This is a genomic window from Streptomyces sp. NBC_00691 (assembly GCF_036226665.1).
In the GTDB taxonomy this organism is placed as follows: Bacteria; Actinomycetota; Actinomycetes; order Streptomycetales; family Streptomycetaceae; genus Streptomyces.
In genome coordinates this window covers 1,265,853-1,289,557 of record NZ_CP109007.1, presented here as the reverse complement: position 1 = coordinate 1,289,557, position 23,705 = coordinate 1,265,853, and the positions used below count along the sequence as shown (strand labels likewise).

Here is a 23,705-nt window from a genome sequence, read left to right as displayed (position 1 = left end):
CTGTACACACGTTGAGCAAGAGTTGGCGTGCCGGAGGGGTACGCGCTTACCTAGTAGGCCGGGAATCGACCCTGGGTGGCTGTTACCGGACCGCGGAGTGCCAGTTCCGGGAGAGGACCTTGCCGGCGTCGGGGGCGGCGAGACCGGGGGCGAAGAGGCCCGTCAGGTGGGTCCGGGTGTTGTTGAGGGTGAGGCTGTTCTTCCCTGCGGCGGAGGGCAGCCCGGTCTTGAGGTTGACGGCGGCGTCGATCAGGCCGAACCAGCCGAGGCCGCAGCCGCTGGCGCCGGGGACGGCGAAGGTCTTGTCGCTCTGGGTGGAGCCGAGGAGGTTGAGACGGCTCATGTCGCCCTCCTCGTTCGGGGAGCCGTCGCCGTTGAAGCGCTCGACGCCGAAGTCGGGCGACGTGAGGTTGCTCGGGCGCAGGATGATCGGGTTGGCCTTCGTCCCGATGTAGCAGTTGCTGCCGAGGAACGGGTTCTCCAGGTGGATGCGGACCGGGATGGACACGATCGGCTTGTCGGTGAGGACGCCCGCGATCTGGTCGAAGTCGGAGGGGGTGCCGACCGACTCCATGGTGGCGGTGATCTTGTTGAGCTTGGCGTCGGTCAGCTGCCGGCAGATGTCGGAGATGAACGGGATGTCACTGGGGCACATCAGCCCGAGGAGGCCGCCGGGGACGTTGGCGGGGGCGGCGATGAGCGCGCCGCCGGCGGGGGCGGCGACGGTGCTGGTGCCGTCGGGGTTCTGGACGACGCCGATCTGGAGGTTGGTGCTCCCGGTGGGCACGACGGTGTTGCCCAGCTTGATGGAGCCGCTGGCGGAGGAGGAGGCGACGCACTGGGGCGAGGTGTCGAGACCGTCCGCGGCGAGCATGGCCCCGGCGTCGACGGGACAGCGGGTGGACGGCCCCCAACCGCCGTTCAGCTGCGGGTCGGCGGCCGTCGCCGATCCGATGGAGGCGAAGGCGCCGAGCGCCGTCAGGGCGGAGAGCGTGGCGAGGCGCGTGCGGGAGGAGACGAGGGGCATGACGATGCCTTCCGTTGAGGGGGTGCGACGGGTGGGAACGCGGGAGGGTGCCGGGCGTACGGGGGGCAAGGGCGTACGGGGAGTGCGGACGTACGGGGGTGCGGGCGTACGGGCTCAGCGCTCCGGCTTGGGCACCACGTACGGCTGGCGGTCCGCGGTGCACTGGCCCTCGGTGGGCACCTCCACGCCCACCGCGCAGGTCTGGCCCTGGATCTGCCGGATGTGGTTGCCGGGGCCGGAGATGGAGGCGGTGAGGAGGCGGTCGAGGTTCTCGCCGCCGGTGCCGCAGCCCTTGAACGCGGGGACCGTGACCTCGCCGGTGAGCGGGCCGCCACTGGTGAGGACGTAGCCGGTGGCGTCGGTGCCGTTGAGGAGCTGTCCCTTGCCGAGCAGCACCAGGTGATCGCCGGGGTACTTGGAGGGCTGGGGCTCGGGGGAGCTGAGCGGTGTGACCGTGCGGCAGTCGGGGCCGACGTCCAGCGGGGTGCCGTTGACCTCGACGTCGAGAACGCGCAGGACGAGCGGGACCCGGGTGTAGGTCTCCGCGATGTTGTCGGGGAAGACGAGGAGGACGTCCGACTCGACGACCAGGGGTCCCGCCTGCTCCAGCACCAGGGTCGCCGTGGTGGGCGCGAAGCCGAAGGTCAGGAAGGTGGACGTGAAGGGCGGGGTCTGCTTGCGCCCCTGGTACCGGAGTGAGCCCTCCGACTTCTGGAGCAGGTGCAGGGTGCCGTCCGGGCGGAAGTCGATCACCGGCTCGCCCTGTTCGAGCTGGACGCAGGACACCGGGATGAGCGAGGCCCCGTCGAGCTTGCGCACGTTGGAGTAGCCGGTGATGTACGCGGAGAGCGAGGTGGAGGTCGGCTTCTCGGTGACGCAGGGCGGTGCCTTCGGGCGTCCGGCGGTGCCGGGCGGGTTCTTGGTGGCCACCCTCGGGCCCTTGCCCGCGTCCGTGACGGACGCCGGGTCCGGCGGTGCTCCCGTTGTCCCGCCCGCGGTCTCCCGGCCCGCCGGAGTCGACGACGGCTGTCCGGAGGGGGCGGCCGAGGACGAGGGGGAGGAAGGCGCGGAGGAGGACGGGGCGGTCGGGGGAACGGACGGCGTGCCGGGGCTCGTGGTGGCGGCGGAGCCCGGCGTCACGGGGATCGCGGCGAGCGCCGTCCGGCCTTCCGCGTCCGGCGCGGGGACGCAGCTGACGGAGAGGGACGCCGGAGTGGTGGGCGTGCCGTCGGCCTTGCTCGGGGCGAGGCCGACAGCGAGGTTTCCGGCGGTGAGGGTCAGGTCGCCGGCGGTGCCCGTCGTGAGGGCGGGGACGTCGCCGGTGCCGGTGAGCGTGAGCGGGCCTTCGGCGGGGACGGCGGCGGGTTGGGCCGTGCCGAGCCAAGTGACGTCCGTACGCGCGCCGTTCTGGCCCACGCCGACCGTGAGCGTCGTCTCCGCCCGTACCGTCGCGGCCCCGAGGGCGGTGAGCTCGGCCGCGACCGCGGCCGGGAGTTCCAGGGTCGTGCTGACGTCGGCGGCCACGATCGTCTCGCCGACGGTCGCCCGGTCGGGGACGGTCGCCCTGATCCGTACCGTCGCGGTCTGGGGGCCCGAGGGCAGGGTGCACAGGTAGGGGAGCCGGGTGTCGACCTCGTGTGAGCCCAGGGCCACGGCAGCCGCGGGGAGAAGGGGGGCGAGTGCCACGAGTGCGGCGATCGCCGCGCCGCGCGTCTGGGCGCGGGAGGGCCGCAGGGCGGCTCGCTGGCCTCTCATCTGGTGCTCCGCTCGGATCGTGCGCGCGAGCGTCGGGTGCGCGGGCGCGAAAGGAAGGCCGTCGGGGGTGCGGACGCGGGCTCTCGCGCCCTACGGGTTGGAGCCGACGATCGTCGGGATGGTGGTCGTGTTGGCCACCTTGACCAGGTAGTCGCCCTTGAAGAGCGGCTTGGCGCCGACCGGTACGGCGGAGCCGCAGTTGGTCGAGGAGACGACGGTGAGCTCGCCGGTGACGCTGTTGACCGCCAGCTTGCCCGTCGAGTTGGTGTACGTGCCGGAGGCCTTGCCCGTCACGCGGAAGACGCAGGCGCCGACCGTCACCTTGGCGTCGACGTTGCCGACGTAGCCCTTGGTGACCCCGGTCGCGGCGGTGTAGTCCTGTGCCACGAGGGTCCACGGGGTGGTCGCGACGGTGGTCACGTTGCCGAGGACGCTGGTGCAGGGCGCGCCGGTGGCGCCGAAGGCGATGGCGCTGATGGAGGCGACGGTCGCCGGGTTGCCGGTGGCGCTCGCCATGGTGCCCGAGGCCTTCGAGTTCGTACACGTCATGGCGATGCCGTTGACGCTCAGGACGACGTTGCCGCTGTTGGCCGCGGTGAAGCTGGCGGGCGTCGGGTTGACGGTCCAGACCGTCGAGGGCACGGCCGAGGCCGGGCCGGCGGCGAGGGCGAACGCGGCGGTGGCCGCCCCGGCGACGACGGCGAAGTTTCTGATCTGCTTCTTCATGGGTCCCGGACTCTCCTTGAGGATTGACCAGCTGAGGGTGCGGCCGCGGTGGGGGTAGCGGCCGGCGGCCCGGTATTTCTCGGCCGCGAAACCTGACGTTACTTGCGAGAAACTTAGCTGAACAATGCCGCAGTCCATGATTCTTTGAAGAAGCCTCATCGCCTGTCAAGCGGGTGAGCGGTGGCCGGAATCGCCTTGGTTCCACGGTGCGCAATGTCGACAATAATGATCGATCAGGGATGGCTGGATTCTGCATTACTCTCGCCGGTGACAAGCGGCGGAATGAGATTGTCTCCCGCCTGATAAACGCCGGGCCGCCTCGCCGCTGTCCCCGAAAACTCCGGATCCGGTATTGCCGGGGGAGGTTACTCGGCCGTAACGTTCCCGTGGCGACGATCAGAGTCGCAGGTCGGCCCATCCGTGTGTCTCCGAGCAGACAAAGTCGAACCCAGTCTTTGTCTCCGTGGTGACAAATACAGAAGCGGATCAAGGATTTTGCGCCACGCCTCTTGTCCAAGTGATCCGCACCGACTTAACGTGCGCCCGCGGCGCACCCCCGACGCACGCTTGCTGGAGGTGGGATGGGAATCGAAGTAGTCGTTGAGGGTCTGACCATGTCCTTCGGCAAGCAGAATATCTGGCAGGACGTGAACCTGACCTTGCCGGCCGGAGAGGTGAGCGTGATGCTCGGCCCCTCCGGAACCGGGAAGACGGTCTTCCTGAAATCACTCATCGGGCTGCTGAAACCCCAGCAGGGCCGTGTTCTCATCAATGGCGTCGACATGGTGAGCAGCCCGGAACGGGACATCTACGAGACCCGGAAACTCTTCGGCCTCATGTTCCAGGACGGCGCTCTCTTCGGCTCCATGACGCTGTTCGACAACATCGCCTTCCCGCTGCGCGAGCACACCCGCAAGCGGGAGTCCGAGATCCGGCGCATTGTGATGGAGCGCATCGAACTCGTCGGCCTGCTGGGCGCGGAGGGGAAGCTGCCGGGCGAGATCAGCGGCGGCATGCGCAAGCGCGCCGGCCTGGCCCGGGCCCTGGTGCTCGACCCGCAGATCGTCCTCTGCGACGAACCGGACTCCGGCCTCGACCCCGTCCGCACCGCCTACCTGTCGCAGCTCCTGATCGACCTCAACGCGCGCATCGACGCGACGATGCTGATCGTCACCCACAACCTGGACATCGCCGCCACGGTCCCCGACAACATGGGGATGTTCTTCCGGCGCAACCTGGTCACCTTCGGGCCGCGCGAGGTCCTCCTCACGAGCGACGAACCGGTCGTCACCCAGTTCCTCGCCGGCCGCCGCGAGGGCCCGATCGGCATGTCCGAGGAGAAGGACGCCGCCCTGCTCGCCGCCGAGCTGGACAACCCCGCCACCCTCCCGGCGGCGCCCCGCGTCATCGTCCCGCAGCTGGAACCCTCGCCCGGCCTCCCGCCGCGCGCCGCGGTCGGACGCCGCCGCGAGCGCGTCCTCGGCATGCTCGACCGGCTGCCGCACGCCGCCCAGGCCGCCATCCGCGACACCTACGCCAGGGACGCGGCGTACACCCTGCCCCAGCGGCAGCGGCTCACCGGGAGCGGCTCGTGATCACCGGTGCGCTGCGGCAGACCGGCCGGCTCTTCGCCCTCGCCGCCGAAGTGACCAGGGCCGTCTTCCGGCGACCCTTCCAGTTCCGGGAGTTCGTCGAGCAGTTCTGGTTCGTCGCCAGCGTCACCATCCTGCCGGCCGCGCTCGTCTCCATCCCGTTCGGCGCCGTGATCGCCCTCCAGGTCGGCTCGCTCACCCAGCAGCTGGGGGCCCAGTCGTTCACCGGCGGTGCCAGCGTCCTCGCCGTCATCCAGCAGGCCAGCCCCCTCATCGTGGCCCTCCTGATCGCCGGCGCCGGCGGCTCCGCCATCTGCGCCGACCTCGGCTCCCGCAAGATCCGGGAGGAGCTGGACGCGATGGAGGTCATGGGTGTCTCGCCCGTGCAGCGGCTGGTCGTCCCACGCGTCCTCGCCACCATGGCGGTCGCCGTCCTGCTCAACGGGATGGTCTCCGTCGTCGGCACGCTCGGCGGCTACTTCTTCAACATCATCCTCCAGGGCGGTACCCCCGGCGCCTACCTCTCCAGCTTCTCCGCCCTCGCCCAGCTGCCCGACCTCTACATCAGCGAACTCAAGGCCCTGATCTTCGGGTTCATCGCCGGCATCGTCGCCGCCTACCGGGGACTCAACCCCCGCGGCGGCCCCAAGGGGGTCGGCGACGCCGTCAACCAGTCCGTCGTCATCACCTTCATGCTGCTGTTCTTCGTGAACATGGTGCTGACGGGCATCTACCTGCAGATCGTCCCGCCGAAGGGAGGCTGAGACCGATGGCCTCCCCGTTCGTCTGGCTCGACCGGTCCGGTGACCAGCTCCTGTTCTACGTCAAGGCCCTGCTCTGGGTCCCGCGGACCCTGCGCCGCTACCTCAGGGAGGTGCAACGGCTGCTGGCCGAGGTCGCCTTCGGCTCCGGCGGCCTCGGTGTCATCGGCGGCACCATCGGCGTCATGATCGCGATGACGCTCTTCACCGGCACCGTCGTCGGGCTCCAGGGCTACGCCGCCCTGGAACAGATCGGCACCGCGGCGTTCACCGGCTTCGTCTCCGCCTACTTCAACACCCGCGAGATCGCGCCGCTCGTCGCCGGGCTCGCCCTCTCCGCCACCGTCGGCGCCGGATTCACCGCACAGCTCGGCGCCATGCGCATCAACGAGGAGGTCGACGCCCTCGAAGGCATGGGCATCCGCTCCATGCCGTACCTGGTCACCACCCGCATCATCGCCGGCGTCGTCGCCATCGTCCCCCTGTACGCGATCGGCCTGCTCTCCTCCTACCTGGCCTCGCGCTATGTGACGGTCCTGTTCAACGGCCAGTCCCAGGGCACGTACGACCACTACTTCAACCTCTTCCTGTCACCGACGGACGTCCTGCTCTCGGTGCTGAAAGTGCTGATCTTCAGCGTGATGGTGATCGTCGCCCACTGCTACTACGGCTTCCGGGCCTCCGGCGGCCCCGCCGGCGTCGGCATCGCGGTCGGCCGTTCCGTACGCAACGCCATCGTCCTGATCAGCGTCACCGACTTCTTCCTGTCGCTGGCCCTCTGGGGCGCGACCACGACCGTGAAGGTGGCGGGGTGAGATGAGCGACTCACGTGCCGAGACCCTGCGCCGCCGGTTCGCCGGCGTCGTCTTCCTGCTGGTGCCCGCCCTGCTCGCCTGGCTCGCGGTCGCCGTCTACGACAAGAAGTTCACCGACTCCGACCCGATCGTCGTCGAGACCGGAAGCGTCGGCAACGAGATGCACCTCGGTGCCGAGGTGAAGCTCCGCGGCGTCGTCCTCGGCGAGGTCCGCGCCATCGACGCCATCGACGGCGGAGCCCGCCTCACCCTCGCCATGCGGCCCGGCACCCTGCGCCACGTGCCGTCCGACGTGCGCGCCCAGATGCTGCCCACGACCCTCTTCGGCGAACGGTTCGTCGCCCTCGTACCGCCGGGCGACTCCACCGCCGGCCCGCTGGGCCCCGGCGCCGTCATCCCCGAGGACCGCTCCAGCAACGCCGTCGAACTGCAGCAGGTCCTCGACAACGTCCTGCCCCTGCTCACCGCCGTCCAGCCGCAGAAGCTCTCGGCGACCCTGTCGGCCGTCTCCCAGGCCCTGGAGGGGCGCGGCGACAAGCTCGGTGACACCCTCACCCTGCTCGACGCCCACCTCCGGGAGTTCAACCCCCAACTGCCCGCCCTCACCCGCGACCTGAAAGAACTCGTGAAGGTCAGCCACCTCTACGCCGACGCCGCCCCGGACATCGTCACGGCGCTCACCGACTTCACCACCACCAGCGGCACCCTCGCCGAGAAGGAGGCCGACCTCGCCGGCACCCTCGGCTCCACCACGAGGACGGCCCAGGACCTGACCGCCTTCCTGCGCCAGAACAAGAACAACATCATCCGGCTCAGCGCCACCAGCCGTCCCACCGTGGAACTGCTCGCCGAGTACGCGCCGTCCTTCCCCTGCACCCTGCGCACCCTCGCCCAGTTCGTACCCGCCATGGACAAGGCCCTCGGCAAGGGCACGAACCAGCCGGGACTCCACGTCGACGTCACCACCGTGCCCGCGCGCGGCGCGTACGTCCCCGGCCGTGACACACCGTCGTACGGCTCCGGCGGCGGCCCGCGCTGCTACCCCGTGCCCTACCTCGGCATCCCGGTCGCACCCGCCGCACGGGCCTCCGCCGCGGCCGACCAGGACCTCGGCCCCGCCAACTCCCCGCAGGAGAACGACCTCCTCAACGAACTCCTCGCCCCCGGGGCGAAGAAGCGGCCCGGCGACCTGCCCGACTGGAGCAGCACGCTGGTCGGCCCGGCGTTCCGCGGCGCGGAGGTGACCCTCCGATGACGAAGCGGCCCACCCACACGCGCCGGCGCGGACTGACCGGCACGCTCCTGAAGTCCCTCGCGTTCGTCCTGGTCACGGCGCTGGCCACCACCCTCCTCGGCCTCAGCATCGCGAACACCGGGGTCGGCTCCGCCACCCACTCGTACAAGGCGCTGTTCACCGACGTCACCGGGCTCGTCAAGGGCGACTCGGTGCGCATCGCCGGAGTGAAGGTGGGCGAGGTGACCGACGTCCGCGTCGTCGAACGGCGCACCGCCCAGGTCACCTTCTCGGTCCGCGACGACCGCTCCGTGCCCCGCTCGGCGACCGCCGCGGTGAAGTACCTCAACATGGTCGGACAGCGCTACGTCTCCCTCGGCCGGGGCAGCGGCGACCTGGCGGGAAGCCTGGCGGAGGGGGCCACCATCCCGCTCGACCGCACCACCCCCGCCCTCGACCTGACCCTGCTCTTCAACGGATTCAAGCCGCTCTTCGAGGGGCTCTCGCCCGCCGACGTCAACGACCTCGCCGGATCGCTCGTGCAGGTCCTCCAGGGCGAGAGCGGCACCGTCGACAGCCTCATGCGCCACATCGGCTCGCTCACCCGGACGGTCGCCGCCAAGGACGAGGTCATCGGCCAGGTCGTCACCCACCTCAACACCGTCCTCACCACCCTCAACAACCGCGAGGCCGCCTTCGACGACCTCGTCGTCACCCTCCAGAAACTCGTCACCGGCTTCAACACCGACCGCAAGCCCCTCGGTGAGGCCGTCCAGGCCATCGGCGCCCTCACCACGACGACCGCGGGCCTCTTCCAGGAGGCGCGGGCCCCCCTCAAGAAGGACATCCGCGAACTCGGCCGGCTCTCCGGGACCCTCGGCGAGCACACCCCCGCCATCGAGTCCTTCCTCGCCAACACCCCCGCCAAGATGACCGCCCTGGCCCGGCTCTCCTCGTACGGATCATGGTTCAACCTCTACCTCTGCGAGGCGCGCGTGACCGGCGTGGGAACCTCCGACGGCTCGAAGCCGCCGACCGGGATCGCCGTGACCGAACCGAGGTGCCGCGGATGAGCCCCCGCCCCCGGCTCAAGCCGGTCAAGGACCGCAACCCGGTCGCCGTCGCCGGACTGGTCCTCCTCGCCCTGCTCGCCGCCCTGGCGTTCAACGTGGAACGGCTGCCCCTCGTCGGCGACGGCACCAGCTACAGCGCCGACTTCTCCGAGGCCGCCGGACTCGACACCGGCGACGAGGTCCGTATCGCCGGCGTCAAGGTCGGCCAGGTCACCGAGGTCTCCCTCGACGGCGCCAAGGTCAAGGTGACGTTCGAGGTCGGCGACGCCTGGGTCGGCGACCGGTCCACCGCCGCCATCGCCATCAAGACCCTCCTCGGTGAGAAGTACCTGGCGCTCGACCCGCTGGGCTCCGGCCGGCAGGACCCGGGAACCCGCATCCCGCAGTCGCGCACCACCTCCCCGTACGACGTCACCCAGGCCTTCCAGGACCTCAGCGGCACCGTCGACGCCATCGACACCGCCCAGCTCGCGGAGAGCTTCGAGACGATCTCCGACACCTTCAAGAACTCGCCCCCGCACGTCCGCAACGCCGCCACCGGCCTCTCCGAACTGTCGAAGTCCGTCTCCAAGCGCGACACCGAACTCGCCCGGCTCCTGGCGAACAGCGCGAAGTTCACCAAGACCCTGGAGAACAAGAAGTCCAGCTTCGAGACCCTCATCGAGGACGGCGGCTCCCTGCTCGGCGAACTACAGAAGCGCCGCGACGCCATCCGCGCCCTCCTCAAGGGCAGCAGGGCGCTCGGCACCGAACTCAGCGGAGTCGTCGGCGACAACGACCGGCAGCTCGGCCCCACCCTCAAGGCCCTCAGCCGCGTCACCGGAGTCCTGGAGAAGAACAGCGGCCAGCTCGACAAGACCCTCGCACTCATCGGCCCGTACTACCGGCTCGTCGGCAACACCCTCGGCAGCGGCCGCTGGTTCGACAGCTACCTGTGCGGCGTGGTGCCCCGCGCCTATCTGCCCGAGACCTCGCAGCCCACGACCGGATGCCTGCCGCCGAAACAGAAGGCGACGGCCAAGGGGAGCGGTGAATGATGACCAGACCCGGAAAACCCCTCGCCGCCGGGCTCGCCCTCGCGCTGCTCGCCGCCTGCGGTCTCGTCGCCGTCCGCGTCCTCGACGACGACGGCACCCGCATCACCGCCTGGTTCGACCGTACCGTCGGCATCTACGCGGGCTCCGACCTGCGCGTCCTCGGCGTACGCGTCGGCGAGGTCGAATCCGTGGAGCCGCAGGGCACCCGGGTACGCGTCCGGCTCCTCCTCGACGAGGGCGTCCGCGTCCCCGCCGACGCCCGGGCCCTCGTGGTCGCCCCGAGCATCGTCGCCGACCGGTACGTGCAGCTCACCCCCGCCTACAGCACCGGCCCCGCCCTCGCCGACGGCGCCGAACTGCCCGCCGCCCGCAACCGCACCCCCGTCGAGATCGACCAGCTCTACGACTCGATCACCGAACTGAGCCGAGCCCTCGGACCGAACGGCGCCAACTCCACCGGCGCCCTGTCCGAACTCCTCGACACCGGCGCGAAGAACCTCAAGGGAAACGGCACCTCCATCGGCACCTCCATCAAGGAGTTCGGCAAGGCGGCCAAGACCCTCGACGGCAGCAGCGAGGACCTCTTCACCACCCTCGGCCGGCTCCAGACCTTCACCACCATGCTCAAGGACAAGGACGGCGACGTCCGCACCGCGCAGGAGCGCCTCGACGAGGTCGTCGGCTACTTCGCGGAGAACAAGGACGACCTCGCCGGAGCCCTCAAGGAACTCGGCAAGGCCCTCGTCCAGGTCAAGGCGTTCATCAAGGACAACCGCGGCGAACTCAAGAAGAACGTCGACCGGCTCGTCCCCCTGACCCAGACCCTCGTCGACCAGCGCGCCTCCCTCGCCGAAGCCCTCGACGTGGCCCCGCTCGCCGCCGGCAACGTCGTCAACGCCTACAACAAGGACACCCGCACCCTCGACGGCCGCGCCAACCTCAACGAGATCAGCATGGGCGGACCGCTGCTCCCGCTGCCGGTGACCGGCGGCGGTGCCTCGACCGGCGGACCCGCGGGCGCCGGCGGCCCGATGGGCCCCGGCGGTTCCTCGCCGACCGGTACCCACTCCGCGACCACCGGGGAGGAGAAGCGATGAGACGCCCCACGCTGCCCGCCCGGCGGGCGGCCGGAGCCGGAGCCGTCGGAGTGGTGGCGCTCGGAGTCGGACTCGCCGTCGTCCTCGGCGTGACCCCCGGGAACCCCTTCCGGTTCGACGGCATCGAGGACCTGCCCCTGCCCGGCGGCGCCGACCTCGGCTCCCACCCCTACACGGTCACCGCCGAACTCGACGACGTGCTCAGCCTCGTGCCGCAGTCAGCGGTCAAGGTCAACGACGTCGCCGTCGGCCGCGTCACCGCCATCGACCTCGGGACCGACACCTGGTCCGCCCGCGTCACCCTGAAGATCAACGGCGACGTCCGGCTGCCCGCCGACGCGGGCGCCCGCCTGGAACAGTCGAGCCTCCTGGGCGAGAAGTACATCCAGCTCGTCGCCCCGCCCAAGGACACCGGCGGCCGGCTCACCGACGGCAGCGTCATCCCGCTCGCCCGCACCAGCCGCAACACCGAGGTCGAGGAGGTCTTCGGCGCCCTGTCCCTGCTGCTCAACGGCGGCGGCGTCAACCAGCTCAAGACCATCACCCGCGAGCTCAACGCGGCACTCGGCGGACGCGAACCCGAGGTCCGCTCGATGCTCCGGCGCGTCAACACCCTCGTCACGACCCTCGACGCCCACCGCGGCGACATCACCCGCGCCCTCGACGGCCTCAACCGGCTCTCCGCCACCCTCGCCGGCCGAAAGAAGGACGTCGAGACGGTCCTCACCGGACTCTCGCCCGGCCTCAAGACGCTGGAGAACCAACGGGGTTCCCTGCTGACCATGCTGCGCGCCCTGGACACCCTGTCCGGGGTCGCCGTCACCACCATCGACGCGAGCAAGAAGGACATGGTCGCCGACCTCAAGGCCCTCGCGCCCACCCTCACGGCACTCGCGGACGCCGGTGCCGACCTGCCCGAATCGCTCCAGGTGCTGCTCACCTACCCCTTCACCGACGAGGTGCTGCGGGGCATCAAGGGCGACTACCTCAACACCTATCTGCACCTCGCGGCCGCCCCCGGAACCGAGGTCATCCCGCCGCTCATCCCCAAGGCCGAGCCCACGCCCACCCCCACGCCCACCCCGACCGACCCGGGCCCCGCCGCGCGCCGGGGAACCGGGACGAGCAGCGGGAGCCCGAGCCCGAACCCGCCGCTGCCGCTGCCCCCGGCCACCCCGCCGAAGGACGGAGGCGAGACCCGGTGATCACCCGTACCGTACGGCTCAAGAACCTCGCCTTCCTCGTCATCGCCGTCCTCGTCCTCGGCTTCGTCGGCGTCCGCTACGCCGACCTCGGCCGCTACGCCGGCGTCGCCGACCACTACACCGTGAAGGTCCATCTCGCCCGCACCGGAGGTCTGTTCACCCACTCCGACGTCACCTACCGGGGCGTCTCCGTGGGGCGGGTCGGCGACATCGGTCTGACCGCCGAAGGCGTCGTGGCCGACCTGCGCATCAAGAGGTCCGCCCCGAAGATCCCCGCCGACGCGCGGGCCGTGGTCGCCGGACTCTCCGCCGTCGGCGAGCAGTACATCGACCTCCGCCCCGAGAGCGACGACGGCCCCTTCCTCGCCGACGGCGCCCGCATCGAACAGTCCGACACCCAGGTCCCGGCACCGGTCACCGACGTCCTCGCGAGCATGAACGACCTGACCGGCTCCGTACCCCTGGAGTCCCTGCGCACGGTCGTCGACGAACTCGGCAAGGCCTTCCAGGGACACGGCGACGACCTCCAGGTCCTCCTCGACAGCGGCAGCCGCTTCGTCCAGGCCGCCGACACCTCGATGCCGGCCACCACCCGGCTCATCAACGACGGAGAGGTCGTCCTGCGCACCCAGGCCCAGGAGAGCCGCGCCATCCGCGACTTCGCCACCGGCGCGCGCACCCTGGCCACCACCCTCAAGGGTTCCGACGGCGACCTCCGCCGCCTCCTCGCCGTCACCCCCGACGCGACCGGACAGGTCAGCGGGCTCCTGCGGGACCTCGACCCGAGCCTGAGCGTCGTCCTCGCCAACCTCCTGACCACCTCGGAGATCGCCGTCACCCGGCAGCGCGGCATGGAGGAACTGTTCGTGAAGTACCCGGCGGCCGTCTCGGCCGGAGCCACCACCGTCGAAGGGGGCCGCATGAACTTCGGCATGGCCGTCACCTTCTTCACACCACTGCCCTGCACCTCGGGATACGGCGCGACGCGCTACCGCAACGGCCTCGACCTGGGCACCGCGCCCGCCCTCAACACCGGCGCCTCCTGTACGGGCTCCGCGGCGGCCGGGGTCAACGTCCGCGGTTCGGCCCACGCGCCGAAGGGCGGCGCCGTCCCCGTACCGGCCCGGCCCGGGTCCCTGCCCTCGGGCAGCGCGCCCACCGCCACGGACACGCGACAGGCACTGCCCGGCGCGCTCGCGCTCCCCGGCCAGAACGGCGGACCGACGGACATGGCCGGTCTCCTCGGCCTGGACACCGGGGCCACCCGATGAGGCGCGGCCGGATCCTCGGCGCGGGCGCCCTCGTCGTCGCCCTGGGCTTCTGCGGCACCGGGGCCTGGACCTACGCGCAGGCCCGTACCGACGACGGCCTCGCCTTCGGCCGTGAGCGGGACACGGCACTCGCCGAGGGCCGGTCCCGTCTCACCGTCCTCAACTCCCTCGACGCCTCGACCCGCGAACAGGCCGAGGCGGGCATCCTGGCCTGGCGCGACGCGTCCACCGGACCGCTCCGCTCCGAACTGGGGCGCACCGCACCCGCGGTGGGCGCCTCGGCGCGCGCCACGGTGACCGAGGCCGCCCTGACGGCGCTCGACGCGAGAGCCGGTACGGCGAAACTCATCGCGACCGTCCGCGTCGACGTCACCCCGCGCGGAGGCGGCGTCGCGACCACCGACCGCAAGCGCCTGGAGGCGGTCCTGACGCGCACCGGCGAGGACACCTGGAAGGTCGCGGCGCTGAGCGCGGTCCCCGTCGCCGGTGCCGAGGAGGGCGAGGGCGAATGACGCGACTCTTGCGCGGGACGACGGCGGGCCGGGCCCCCGTACCCGCGACGGACGGGGGAGAGGCACCGGAGCGTCCGGAGGCGACGGCCGAACCCACGGCGGACGCGACGCCGGAAGCCGCGGCCGACGCGACGCCGGAAGCCGCGCCCGACGCGGCCTCCGACACCGAGGGCGCGGGCGAGCCGGGGGCAGCGGACGGGGACGGGGACCGGGAGCCGGCGGGCGCGGGCGCGGACGGGGATGGGGACGGCGAGGTCCCGGCGGGTCCCGCCACCCGGTCCTTCCCCGCGACCTGGCGGAGGGCCGCCCTCGCCGCGGCCGTCGCCGTCCTGCTCCTCGCCGGGAGCGCCTTCTTCCACGCCGCCCACCAGCTCCGGTCCACCCCCTCGGCGCGCAACACGGCGCTCACCGACGCAGGGGCCACCGCCCGCGTCGGCGGCGACGTCGGAGAGGGCCTCGCCCGGATCTTCTCGTACACGCCCGCGAACAACGACGGCGTCGAGCGCTCCGCCGGAACGATCCTCGCCGGACGCGCCGCCCGCCAGTACACGGACCTGTTCGCCCAGGTCCGCGCCAAGCTGGTAGAGCAGCGGATCACCCTCAGCACCCAGACCGTCCGCACCGGAGTGATCGAACTCGACGGGAACACCGCCCGTCTCCTCGTGTTCCTCGACCAGACCTCGCGCCGGGAGGGCACCGGTCGGTCCGGCGCGGGCCAGGACAAGGCGCGTCAGGACAAGGCGGGTCAGGACGAGACCACCGCCACGTCCGCCGCGGCCCAGCTCACCGTCACCGCGACGTTCCAGGGCGACCGGTGGCTGATCGTCGACATCAAGGCCCGCTGACCATGAGCGGGAGACGGGAGCACCCCATGACACGCCCGGTCCGCACCACGGCGGGCATCCGCCCGGCCCTGGCCGTGGCCCTCGTGCTGACCCTCGCCGCGGGGGCCTCCGCGGCCTGGGCCGGCCAGGACTGGTACGCGGCCGCCCACGACGACTCCGCCGCGTACGCCGTGCAGCGTGACGAGGCGCTCGCCGCCGGGGAGCAGGCCGTGCAGAACCTCAACACCCTGGACCACCAGCGGGTGGAGCAGGGCCTCGACCTCTGGGAGTCCTCCACGACCGGTGACCTCCACAAACAACTGGTGGAGGGACGCGAGGAGTTCACCGGGCAGGTGCGGACCGCACGGACGGTGACCACGGCCCGGGTGCTGTCCGGGGCCGTCACGGAACTGGACGACCGGGCGGGACGGGCCCGGTTGCTCGTCGCCCTGCGCATCACCGTCACGACGCCCGACAGCAAGAGCACGGAGAAGGACAGCCGCATGCTCGGCGAACTCACCCGCACCGACGGCCAGTGGAAGCTCAGTGCGCTGGGGCAGGCCCCGGTGGGCGGCACGGCGGCCGGCTGACCGGGCCGTACCGCGAACAGCCGCCCGCACCCGAAAGGACACGCACGATGCCCACGCCCCGCCACCACCTCAACCGCCAGCGCCGCCGCCGGGCCGCTCTCGCCGAACAGCAGGCACCCGGCGGCAGGTCCCGCACGCCCGCGGGATTGCTCACGGAACCCGCCCCGCGCACCGGTGAACGACCGGCGGTGGAGCCCGTACGGGACACGGCCGCGGAGCCGAAGGGGGAACCCAGGGGCAGAGAGAGGCCCGGCGGCGAGAAGACCGGCAGTGCGAAGGCCGGCGCCGGGGACTCCGGCAGTGCGAAGGCCGGCGCCGGGAACACCGGCCGCGAGAAGACGGGCGCAGGGAACTCCGGCCGCGTCCCCCTCGCCGTCCTCTGCGTCCTGACGCTCCTGCTCGGCGGCTTCGCCGGATGGGCGTACAGCAGGGCGAGCGAACTCCGTGACGACCCCGCGCGCGGCAACACGGCCCTCACGGATCTCGCCCGCACCAGCGAGATCAAGGGGCAGACGGGCGCCGCCGTCGCCGCGCTCTTCTCGTACGACCACGCCGACACCGGCCCCTTCGACCGGGCCGGCAAGACGCTCCTGACGGGCAAGGCCGTCGCCCAGCACCGGACCCTGCTCGGCGGGGTGCTCGCCCAGGCGGCCCAGCAGAAGACGGTGATCACCACGACCGTCACCGACAGCGCGGTGGAGCGGATCGACGGGGACCGCGCCCGCGTCCTGGTCTACGCCGACCAGAGCAGCGTGAGCACGGCCGGCGGGTCGTCGAAGGACAAGGCGGCCAAGGCCAAGGACCAGGGTGTCTACGCGGGCGCGATGTTCGCCGTCGACGTCGTGCGCCGAGACGGTCGCTGGCTCGTGGAGAACATCGACACCTTCGGCCGCTGAGGATCCGGGCGGGCGCCGGGGCGCTTGAGGCAGGGAACCGGCCGGCGTCGGCGAGAGCCCGGACGTCCGGGCGGCCGAGCCCCTCGGTGGACTCAGCCCGTCAGCCCGTCAGCCCGTCAGCCCGTCAGCCCGTCAGCCCGCCCAGGTCGCGACGAGCACCGTCGCGTACCGCTCCTCGCAGCTCAGGACGCGGGCCTCCATTCCGTGAGCGGTGACCGCGGCCACCGCCCGCTCGGCCTGCCGCTCGCTCGTCTCGACCAGCAGCCGCCCGCCCGGCGCAAGCCACTCCGGGGCCTCGGCGGCGACCCGGCGCAGCACGTCGAGGCCGTCAGGACCGCCGTCGAGGGTGACGAGCGGCTCGTGGTCGCGGGCCTCCGGGGGCAGCAGCCCGATGTCCCCGGTGGGGACGTAAGGCACGTTGGCGACCAGGATCTCTACCCGGCCCCGCAGTTCCCGGGGCAGCGGGGCGAAGAGGTCGCCCCCGTACACCCGGCCGCCGCGCGGCTCGACGTTCCGGCGGGCGCAGCGCACGGCCGCCGGCTCGATGTCCGAGGCGTGCACCTCCGCGCCCTCGACCCGGTCGAGCAGGACCGCGGCCGCCGCGCCGGAGCCGCAGCACAGGTCGACGCAGACGGCGCCCGGCCGGGCCAGGTCCACGGCGTGCTCGATCAGGAACTCCGTACGGCGCCGGGGGACGAACACCCCGCCGTCCACCACGACGCGCAGCCCGGCGAACGCGGCCCAGCCCACGACGTGCTCCAGGGGCAGGCCCGAGGCGCGCCGCTCGACCATCAGGTCGAGCTCGGCGGGCCCGGCCGCGGCCGCGAGGAGCATCTCCGCCTCCTCCTCGGCGAAGACGCAGCCCGCGGCCCGCAGCCGCTCGACGACCCCCATGCCGTTCGCGACGTCAGACAAGCTGAGACTCGATCGCGGCGACGATCTCGGGGGCGTCGGGCTCGGTGCGCGGACGGAAGCGCGTGACCTGGCCGTCGCGGCCGATCAGGAACTTCTCGAAGTTCCACTGGACGTCACCGGCCGCGCCCTCGGCGTCGGCGGCCTTCACCAGCTCCGTGTAGAGCGGGTGGCGGTCCTCGCCGTTGACGTCGGTCTTCTCCAGGAGCGGGAAGGAGACGCCGTACGTCGTCGAGCAGAAGGTCTGGATCTCGTCGGCGCTGCCGGGCTCCTGGCCCGCGAACTGGTTGCAGGGCACGCCGAGCACGGTGAAGCCGCGATCGCCGTACTCCTTCTGCAGCTTCTCCAGCCCCTCGTACTGCGGGGTCAGTCCGCACTTGGAGGCGACGTTCACGACCAGGACCGCGCGGTCCCGGTAGTCGGCAAGGGAGACCGGCTGGCCGGTCAGGGTCTTCAGCGGGATGTCGTACAGGCTCATGGACTGCTCCTCGTCGGAATAGGGTTTGATCTCAGCATGGGAGACGAACCACTGGCAATCCCGATCGATTCCGCGCCGGAGGCAGAACCGGGGGCCCGACCGCGCCGGATCGCCTGCCGTCTCTGCGGCCGACCCCTCACCGGGGCCGACTCCCGCCGCACGGGCCTGGGCCCCACCTGCGACGCGAAACTGCATCCTCCGGCCCCGGACATCCGCACCCGGCGCCATGAGGTCGACCAGGACACCCTTCCGGGCATGGACCCGTCGGCCACCGGCTGAGCCGGCCCGACGGGGCTCGGACCAGGGCACCGATCCGGCGAAGATCACGACGCTATCAGGCGGCAAATCATTGGCCCAGCCGATTCCCGGGTCGGCACAGTGGGCCCGATGAGACCGAAACCCGAGCAACCGGAGTCCTGAGAATGTCGACCCTGCGCGTCACCGCCGAAGTCCTGACCGTCCATCCCCATCCGAACGCCGACGCCCTGGAGCTGGCCCAGGTGGGCCTCTACCGGGCCGTCGTCGCCAAGGGGGCGTATCGGACCGGGGAGGCCGCCGTCTACATCCCCGAGCAGGCCGTGCTGCCGGCCGCGCTCATCGAGGAGCTCGGCCTGACCGGACGGCTCGCCGGCGGGAAGGCGGACCGGGTCAAGGCCGTGCGGCTGCGCGGGGAGCTGTCGCAGGGCATCGTGTGCCGGCCCGGCGCGCTCGCCGGCACCGATCTGGTGCGGGCGGCGGCCGAGGGGGCCGACTTCGCCGAGACGCTGGGGATCACCAAGTGGGTGCCGCCGATACCGCCGACCATGAGCGGTGACGTGGAGGTCGCGCCCGACCTGCTGCCCTGGGTCGACATCGAGAACCTCCAGCGTTATCCGGAGATCTTCGAGCCCGGCGAGCCCGTCGTCCTGACGGAGAAGCTCCACGGCTCGGCCTGCCTGCTGACCTTCCTCGCCGAGGAGGGACGCGTCCAGGTCTCGTCCAAGGGCTTCGGGTCGAAGGGCCTGGCCCTCCAGGAGGACCCGCGCAATCTGTACTGGCGGGCCGTCCACGGCCATGGCCTGCCCGCCGTCGCCGAGCGGCTGGCGAAACGTCTCGGCGCCCGCCGGGTCGGCTTCTTCGGCGAGGTCTACGGCTCCGGGGTGCAGGACCTGGCCTACGGTGCCGACGCCCGCTCACAGACCGTCGGCTACGCGCTGTTCGACGTCTCGGCCGAGATCGACGGCCGGGTCCGGTGGCTGGACCCGGCCGAGGTCCTGGAGGCGGGCGAGGTCCCGCTCGTCCCGCGGCTGTACTCCGGCCCGTACGACCTGGACACGGTCCTCGCCCACGCGAGCGGCCGCGAGACCGTCTCCGGGCGGGAGGCCCACCTGCGGGAGGGCGTCGTGATCCGGCCCGCGACCGAGCGGTACAGCCCGGTCCTCGGCGGCCGGGCCATCGCCAAGGCGGTCAGCCCGGCCTACCTGACGCGCAAGGGCGGCACCGAGTACGAGTGACCGGGCCGGGGGAACGGGCCGAGGAAGCCGGCCGGGGGAGCGGTCCGGCCCGCCCCCGCCCTCCCGCTCAGAGCTTTCTGAACAGGCCCTCCTGGACCACCGACACCAGGAGCTGTCCCTCGCGGTCGTAGATCCGGCCCCGCGCGAGTCCCCGGCCGCCCGTGGCGATCGGGGACTCCTGGTCGTACAGGAACCACTCGTCCGCGCGGAACGGCCGGTGGAACCACATCGCGTGGTCCAGCGACGCCATGTCGAAGCCTCGCGGGCCCCACAGCGGCTCGATCGGGATGCGCACCGCGTCCAGGAGCGTCATGTCCGAGGCGTACGTCAGGGCGCAGGTGTGGATCAGCGGGTCGTCGCCGAGCGGCCCCACGGCCCGCATCCACACCGCGCTGCGCGGGTCCGCGCCCTTGACCTCGTCCCGGGTCCAGCGCAGCCGGTCCACGTACCGGATGTCGAAGGGCTGGCGACGGGCCATCCGCTCCAGGGCCTCCGGCAGCGCCCCCAGGTGCTCGCGGATCTCGTCCGCGAGGTTCGGCAGGCTCTCCGGGTCCGTCAGGTGCCTCGGCGGCAGCTGGTGCTCGAAGCCGCCCTCCTCCGGGAGATGGAAGGAGGCCGTGAGGTTGAAGATCGTCCGGCCCTCCTGGACCGCCGTGACGCGGCGGGTCGTGAAGGACCGCCCGTCCCGCACCCGCTCCACCTGGTAGACGATCGGCACCCCGGGCCGCCCCGGCCGCAGGAAGTAGGCGTGCAGCGAGTGCACCGGCCGGTCGCCCCCGGTGGTGCGGCCGGCCGCGACGAGGGCCTGCCCGGCGACCTGCCCGCCGAAGACCCGCTGCAGCGACTCCTGCGGGCTCCGCCCGCGGAAGATGTTGACCTCGATCTGCTCCAGGTCGAGCAGATCGACGAGCCTCTCGGCGGGATTGGTCACGTCAGCCCTCTCCTCTACAGCTGTCCGACGGACGTCACGCGGACGACCGCGCGGCCCTCCTCGTCGGAGGCCGCGAGATCCACCTCCGCGCTGATGCCCCAGTCATGGTCGTTGTTCGGGTCGGCGAAGGTCTGCCGGACGCGCCACAGGCCGTGGGCCGCGTCCTCCTCGATGGAGAGCAGCTTCGGGCCACGGGCGTCGGGGCCGGTACCGAGGTCCTCGTACTCGTCCCAGTACGCGTCCATCGCCTCGCCCCACGCGTCCGCGTCCCAGCCCGCCTCGGCGTCCATCTCGCCGAGCGCGCTCACGTTGTCGAGGGCCGCGAGCTCCACCCGGCGGAACATGGCGTTGCGCACCAGGACCCGGAAGGCGCGGGCGTTGGCCGTGACCGGCTTGACCTGGTCGGCCTTCTCCTGGGCCTCCTCGGCGGTCTGCACCTCGGGGTTGGCGAGCTGCTCCCACTCGTCGAGCAGCGAGGAGTCCACCTGGCGCACCATCTCGCCCAGCCAGGCGATCAGGTCCTCCAGGTCCTCGGTCTTGAGGTCGTCCGGGATGGTGTGGTCGAGCGCCTTGTACGCGCTCGCGAGGTACCTCAGGACGATGCCCTCGGTCCGCGCCAGCTCGTACCAGGAGGTGAACTCGGTGAAGGTCAGCGCCCGTTCGTACATGTCACGGATGACCGACTTCGGCGACACCGGGTGGTCGCCGACCCACGGGTGCGACGTCCGGTAGACGTTGTACGCGTGCCAGAGCAGCTCTTCGAGCGGCTTCGGGTACGAGATGTCCTGGAGCCGCTCCATCCGCTCCTCGTACTCGACGCCGTCCGCCTTCATCTGCCCGACGGCCTCGCCGCGCGCCTTGTTCTGCATGGCGGCGAGGATCTGGCGCGGGTCGTCCAGCGTCGACTCGACGACCGAGACCATGTCCAGGGCGTACGAGGGGGATTCCGGGTCCAGCAGGTCGAAGGCGGCGAGCGCGAACGTCGACAGCGGCTGGTTCAGTGCGAAGTCCTGCTGCAGGTCGACCGTCAGACGGATCGTGCGGCCCTCGGCGTCCGGCGTGTCCAGCTGCTCGACGACACCGCCGTCGAGCAGGGAGCGGTAGATCGCGATGGCGCGGCGGATGTGCCGCAGCTGCGCCTTGCGCGGCTCGTGGTTGTCCTCCAGGAGCTTGCGCATCGCCTCGAAGGCGTTGCCCGGGCGGGCGATCACCGAGAGCAGCATGATGTTGGTGACCTTGAAGCGCGAGGTCAGCGGCTCGGGCTCGGCGTCGATGAGCCGGTCGAAGGTGGTGTCGCTCCAGGCGACGAAGCCCTCCGGTGCCTTCTTGCGGACGACCTTGCGGCGCTTCTTGGGGTCGTCGCCGGCCTTGGCGAGCGCCTTCTCGTTCTCGATGACGTGCTCGGGGGCCTGGGCGACCACGTAACCGGCGGTGTCGAAGCCGGCCCGGCCGGCGCGGCCCGCGATCTGGTGGAACTCACGCGCGCGCAGGGTCCGCACCCGGTTGCCGTCGTACTTCGTGAGGGCGGTGAAGAGGACCGTGCGGATGGGAACGTTCACGCCCACGCCGAGCGTGTCCGTCCCGCAGATCACCTTCAGGAGACCGGCCTGCGCCAGCTTCTCGACGAGCCGCCGGTACTTCGGCAGCATGCCCGCGTGGTGCACGCCGATGCCGTGGCGCACGTAACGCGACAGGTTCTGGCCGAACTTGGTGGTGAAGCGGAAGTTGCCGATCAGCTCGGCGATCTTGTCCTTCTCCTCGCGCGTGCACATGTTGATGCTCATCAGCGACTGGGCCCGCTCGACGGCCTGCGCCTGCGTGAAGTGCACGATGTACACCGGAGCCTGCCTGGTCTCCAGGAGCTCGGTCAGGGTTTCCGTGATCGGCGTGAGCACGTACTCGTACGAGAGCGGCACCGGCCGGGTCGCCGAGCGGACCACCGAGGTCGGCTTGCCCGTGCGCCGGGTCAGGTCCTTCTCGAACATCGACACGTCGCCGAGCGTCGCCGACATGAGGACGAACTGCGCCTGGGGGAGTTCCAGGATCGGGATCTGCCACGCCCAGCCGCGGTCCTGCTCGGCGTAGAAGTGGAACTCGTCCATGACGACCTGGCCGATGTCGGCGTACTTGCCGTCCCGCAGCGCGATGGAGGCCAGCACCTCGGCGGTACAGCAGATCACCGGGGCGTCCGCGTTCACGGAGGCGTCGCCGGTCAGCATGCCGACGTTCTCGGTGCCGAAGATCTTGCACAGGTCGAAGAACTTCTCGGACACCAGCGCCTTGATCGGCGCGGTGTAGAAGGTCACCTGGTCGTTCGCGAGCGCGGTGAAGTGGGCAGCCGCGGCGACCAGCGACTTTCCCGATCCGGTGGGCGTGGAGAGGATCACGTTGGCCCCGGAGACGACCTCGATCAGCGCCTCTTCCTGGGCCGGGTAGAGCGTGATGCCCCGGTCCTCGGCCCAGGAGGAGAAGGCCTCGAAGAGGGCGTCGGGGTCGGCGGTCGGCGGCAGCTGATCGATAAGGGTCACGCCCCCCATCTTGCCTGGATTCCGCTCGGATGAGGGAACCGGCCACCGGTTCGAAGATCACGGACGATAGGCTCGTCCGTCGACCGGTCGTCAACTGAGCGCCGGCAGGGGAGAAACGGGGCGGGCCAACCATGATGGGACCGGCACACTCGCTGTCCGGAGCGGCGGCCTGGCTGGGTGTCGGAGCGGCCGCCGCGGCCTTCGACCGCCCGATGCCATGGCCGGTTCTCGTCGTCGGCGCCCTCATCTGCGCGGGCGCGGCGCTGGCCCCCGACCTGGACCACAAGTCGGCCACCATCTCGCGGGCCTTCGGACCGGTCTCCAAGCTCCTGTGCGAGATCGTCGACAAGCTGTCGTACGCCGTCTACAAGGCGACCCGCTCCACCGCCGACCCCCGCAGGTCCGGCGGTCACCGGACCCTCACCCACACCTGGCTCTGGGCGGTCCTGATCGGCGGCGGCGCGTCCGTCGCGGCGGTCACCGGGGGCCGGTGGGCGGTGCTCGCGATCCTCTTCGTGCACCTGGTCCTGGCCGTGGAAGGCCTGCTGTGGCGGGCCGCCCGGATGTCCAGCGACGTGCTGGTCTGGCTGCTCGGCGCGACCAGCGCGTGGATCCTCGCGGGCGTCCTCGACAAGCCGGGCAACGGCTCGGACTGGTTCTTCACGGGCCCCGGTCAGGAGTACCTGTGGCTCGGGCTGCCGATCGTGGTCGGTGCCCTCGTCCACGACATCGGCGACGCGCTCACCGTCTCCGGCTGCCCGATCCTCTGGCCCATCCCGGTCGGCCGGAAGCGCTGGTACCCGATCGGCCCGCCGAAGGCCATGCGCTTCCGGGCCGGCAGCTGGGTCGAGCTGAAGGTCCTGATGCCCGCCTTCATGGTGCTCGGCGGGGTGGGCGGAGCCTCGGCGCTCGGCTTCTTCTAGGAGCTGTCCCGTCGATCAGGCCGGG

The 23,705-nt window shown here is 71.5% G+C and carries 23 protein-coding genes; 16 read left to right on the top strand and 7 right to left on the bottom strand.

All coding sequences use genetic code 11. The features are described from left to right. Window positions 1-82: 82 nt before the first annotated feature. From OG392_RS05620 to OG392_RS05610, 3 genes are all read right to left on the bottom strand, one after another. Window positions 83-1,027, bottom strand: a complete 945-nt coding sequence (locus OG392_RS05620) for a hypothetical protein (RefSeq protein ID WP_329276244.1) — start codon at window positions 1,025-1,027, stop codon at window positions 83-85. Between the two features lie 114 nt (window positions 1,028-1,141). Then, on the bottom strand, window positions 1,142-2,782 hold the full coding sequence (locus OG392_RS05615) for a DUF6801 domain-containing protein (protein ID WP_329276242.1): 1,641 nt from the start codon (window positions 2,780-2,782) through the stop codon (window positions 1,142-1,144). Between the two features lie 90 nt (window positions 2,783-2,872). Beyond that, a complete protein-coding gene (locus OG392_RS05610; protein WP_329276240.1) occupies window positions 2,873-3,508 on the bottom strand; it encodes a hypothetical protein in 636 nt (211 codons plus the stop codon). 581 nt (window positions 3,509-4,089) lie between these two features. On the opposite strand from OG392_RS05610, the gene OG392_RS05605 reads away from it, so the two are divergent. The 13 genes from OG392_RS05605 to OG392_RS05545 are packed head-to-tail and all read left to right on the top strand — an operon-like array spanning window position 4,090 to window position 16,415. Continuing rightward, complete coding sequence (locus OG392_RS05605; RefSeq protein WP_329276238.1) at window positions 4,090-5,103, top strand: ABC transporter ATP-binding protein; 1,014 nt, start codon at window positions 4,090-4,092, stop codon at window positions 5,101-5,103. Then, window positions 5,100-5,864, top strand: coding sequence for an MlaE family ABC transporter permease (locus tag OG392_RS05600; RefSeq protein WP_030316734.1), 765 nt, complete (start codon window positions 5,100-5,102; stop codon window positions 5,862-5,864). Before OG392_RS05605 ends, OG392_RS05600 begins: the two co-directional genes overlap by 4 nt. 5 nt (window positions 5,865-5,869) lie before the next feature. Further along, window positions 5,870-6,676 carry an MlaE family ABC transporter permease gene (locus OG392_RS05595; protein WP_030316736.1) on the top strand — a complete coding sequence of 269 codons (807 nt, stop codon included), beginning with the start codon at window positions 5,870-5,872 and terminating at the stop codon, window positions 6,674-6,676. Between the two features lies 1 nt (window position 6,677). Then, the gene (locus tag OG392_RS05590) at window positions 6,678-7,931 is read left to right on the top strand and encodes an MCE family protein (RefSeq protein ID WP_329276233.1); all 1,254 of its coding nucleotides are present in this window, start codon (window positions 6,678-6,680) and stop codon (window positions 7,929-7,931) included. Then, window positions 7,928-8,983, top strand: coding sequence for an MlaD family protein (locus OG392_RS05585; protein ID WP_329276231.1), 1,056 nt, complete (start codon window positions 7,928-7,930; stop codon window positions 8,981-8,983). Before OG392_RS05590 ends, OG392_RS05585 begins: the two co-directional genes overlap by 4 nt. After that, window positions 8,980-10,020, top strand: coding sequence for an MCE family protein (locus OG392_RS05580; protein ID WP_329276229.1), 1,041 nt, complete (start codon window positions 8,980-8,982; stop codon window positions 10,018-10,020). Before OG392_RS05585 ends, OG392_RS05580 begins: the two co-directional genes overlap by 4 nt. Then, window positions 10,020-11,117, top strand: coding sequence for an MCE family protein (locus OG392_RS05575; protein ID WP_329287084.1), 1,098 nt, complete (start codon window positions 10,020-10,022; stop codon window positions 11,115-11,117). The genes OG392_RS05580 and OG392_RS05575 overlap by 1 nt, the downstream gene beginning before the upstream one ends. After that, the gene (locus OG392_RS05570; RefSeq protein ID WP_329276227.1) at window positions 11,114-12,322 is read left to right on the top strand and encodes an MCE family protein; all 1,209 of its coding nucleotides are present in this window, start codon (window positions 11,114-11,116) and stop codon (window positions 12,320-12,322) included. Before OG392_RS05575 ends, OG392_RS05570 begins: the two co-directional genes overlap by 4 nt. Further along, on the top strand, window positions 12,319-13,593 hold the full coding sequence (locus tag OG392_RS05565) for an MlaD family protein (protein ID WP_329276225.1): 1,275 nt from the start codon (window positions 12,319-12,321) through the stop codon (window positions 13,591-13,593). The genes OG392_RS05570 and OG392_RS05565 overlap by 4 nt, the downstream gene beginning before the upstream one ends. Next, complete coding sequence (locus tag OG392_RS05560) at window positions 13,590-14,105, top strand: hypothetical protein (protein ID WP_329276223.1); 516 nt, start codon at window positions 13,590-13,592, stop codon at window positions 14,103-14,105. Before OG392_RS05565 ends, OG392_RS05560 begins: the two co-directional genes overlap by 4 nt. Continuing rightward, entirely contained in the window at window positions 14,102-14,950 is an 849-nt protein-coding gene (locus tag OG392_RS05555; RefSeq protein ID WP_329276221.1) for a hypothetical protein, read from the top strand. Before OG392_RS05560 ends, OG392_RS05555 begins: the two co-directional genes overlap by 4 nt. A 26-nt stretch (window positions 14,951-14,976) precedes the next feature. Then, window positions 14,977-15,519 carry a nuclear transport factor 2 family protein gene (locus OG392_RS05550; RefSeq protein WP_329276219.1) on the top strand — a complete coding sequence of 181 codons (543 nt, stop codon included), beginning with the start codon at window positions 14,977-14,979 and terminating at the stop codon, window positions 15,517-15,519. Between the two features lie 47 nt (window positions 15,520-15,566). Further along, window positions 15,567-16,415, top strand: a complete 849-nt coding sequence (locus OG392_RS05545; protein ID WP_329276217.1) for a hypothetical protein — start codon at window positions 15,567-15,569, stop codon at window positions 16,413-16,415. 132 nt (window positions 16,416-16,547) lie between these two features. Here the strand turns inward: OG392_RS05545 and OG392_RS05540 are convergent, their stop codons facing one another. Together OG392_RS05540 and OG392_RS05535 are read right to left on the bottom strand one after the other, a co-directional pair. Then, complete coding sequence (locus OG392_RS05540) at window positions 16,548-17,309, bottom strand: putative protein N(5)-glutamine methyltransferase (protein WP_329287083.1); 762 nt, start codon at window positions 17,307-17,309, stop codon at window positions 16,548-16,550. Between the two features lie 13 nt (window positions 17,310-17,322). Next, window positions 17,323-17,805, bottom strand: a complete 483-nt coding sequence (locus OG392_RS05535) for a glutathione peroxidase (protein WP_329276215.1) — start codon at window positions 17,803-17,805, stop codon at window positions 17,323-17,325. Window positions 17,806-17,841: 36 nt separating this feature from the next. On the opposite strand from OG392_RS05535, the gene OG392_RS05530 reads away from it, so the two are divergent. Both OG392_RS05530 and OG392_RS05525 read left to right on the top strand, forming a co-directional pair. After that, window positions 17,842-18,084 carry a DUF6011 domain-containing protein gene (locus tag OG392_RS05530; RefSeq protein WP_329276212.1) on the top strand — a complete coding sequence of 81 codons (243 nt, stop codon included), beginning with the start codon at window positions 17,842-17,844 and terminating at the stop codon, window positions 18,082-18,084. 143 nt (window positions 18,085-18,227) lie between these two features. After that, entirely contained in the window at window positions 18,228-19,298 is a 1,071-nt protein-coding gene (locus OG392_RS05525) for an RNA ligase (ATP) (protein WP_329276210.1), read from the top strand. Window positions 19,299-19,365: 67 nt separating this feature from the next. On the opposite strand, the gene OG392_RS05520 is transcribed toward OG392_RS05525, so the two are convergent. Next, complete coding sequence (locus tag OG392_RS05520) at window positions 19,366-20,229, bottom strand: acyl-CoA thioesterase (protein ID WP_329276208.1); 864 nt, start codon at window positions 20,227-20,229, stop codon at window positions 19,366-19,368. A 14-nt stretch (window positions 20,230-20,243) separates the two neighbouring features. Beyond that, window positions 20,244-22,757, bottom strand: coding sequence for a DEAD/DEAH box helicase (locus OG392_RS05515; protein WP_329276207.1), 2,514 nt, complete (start codon window positions 22,755-22,757; stop codon window positions 20,244-20,246). A gap of 131 nt (window positions 22,758-22,888) precedes the next feature. Between OG392_RS05515 and OG392_RS05510 the strand changes: the two genes are divergently transcribed. Next, the gene (locus tag OG392_RS05510) at window positions 22,889-23,680 is read left to right on the top strand and encodes a metal-dependent hydrolase (protein WP_329276205.1); all 792 of its coding nucleotides are present in this window, start codon (window positions 22,889-22,891) and stop codon (window positions 23,678-23,680) included. Window positions 23,681-23,705 lie beyond the last annotated feature (25 nt).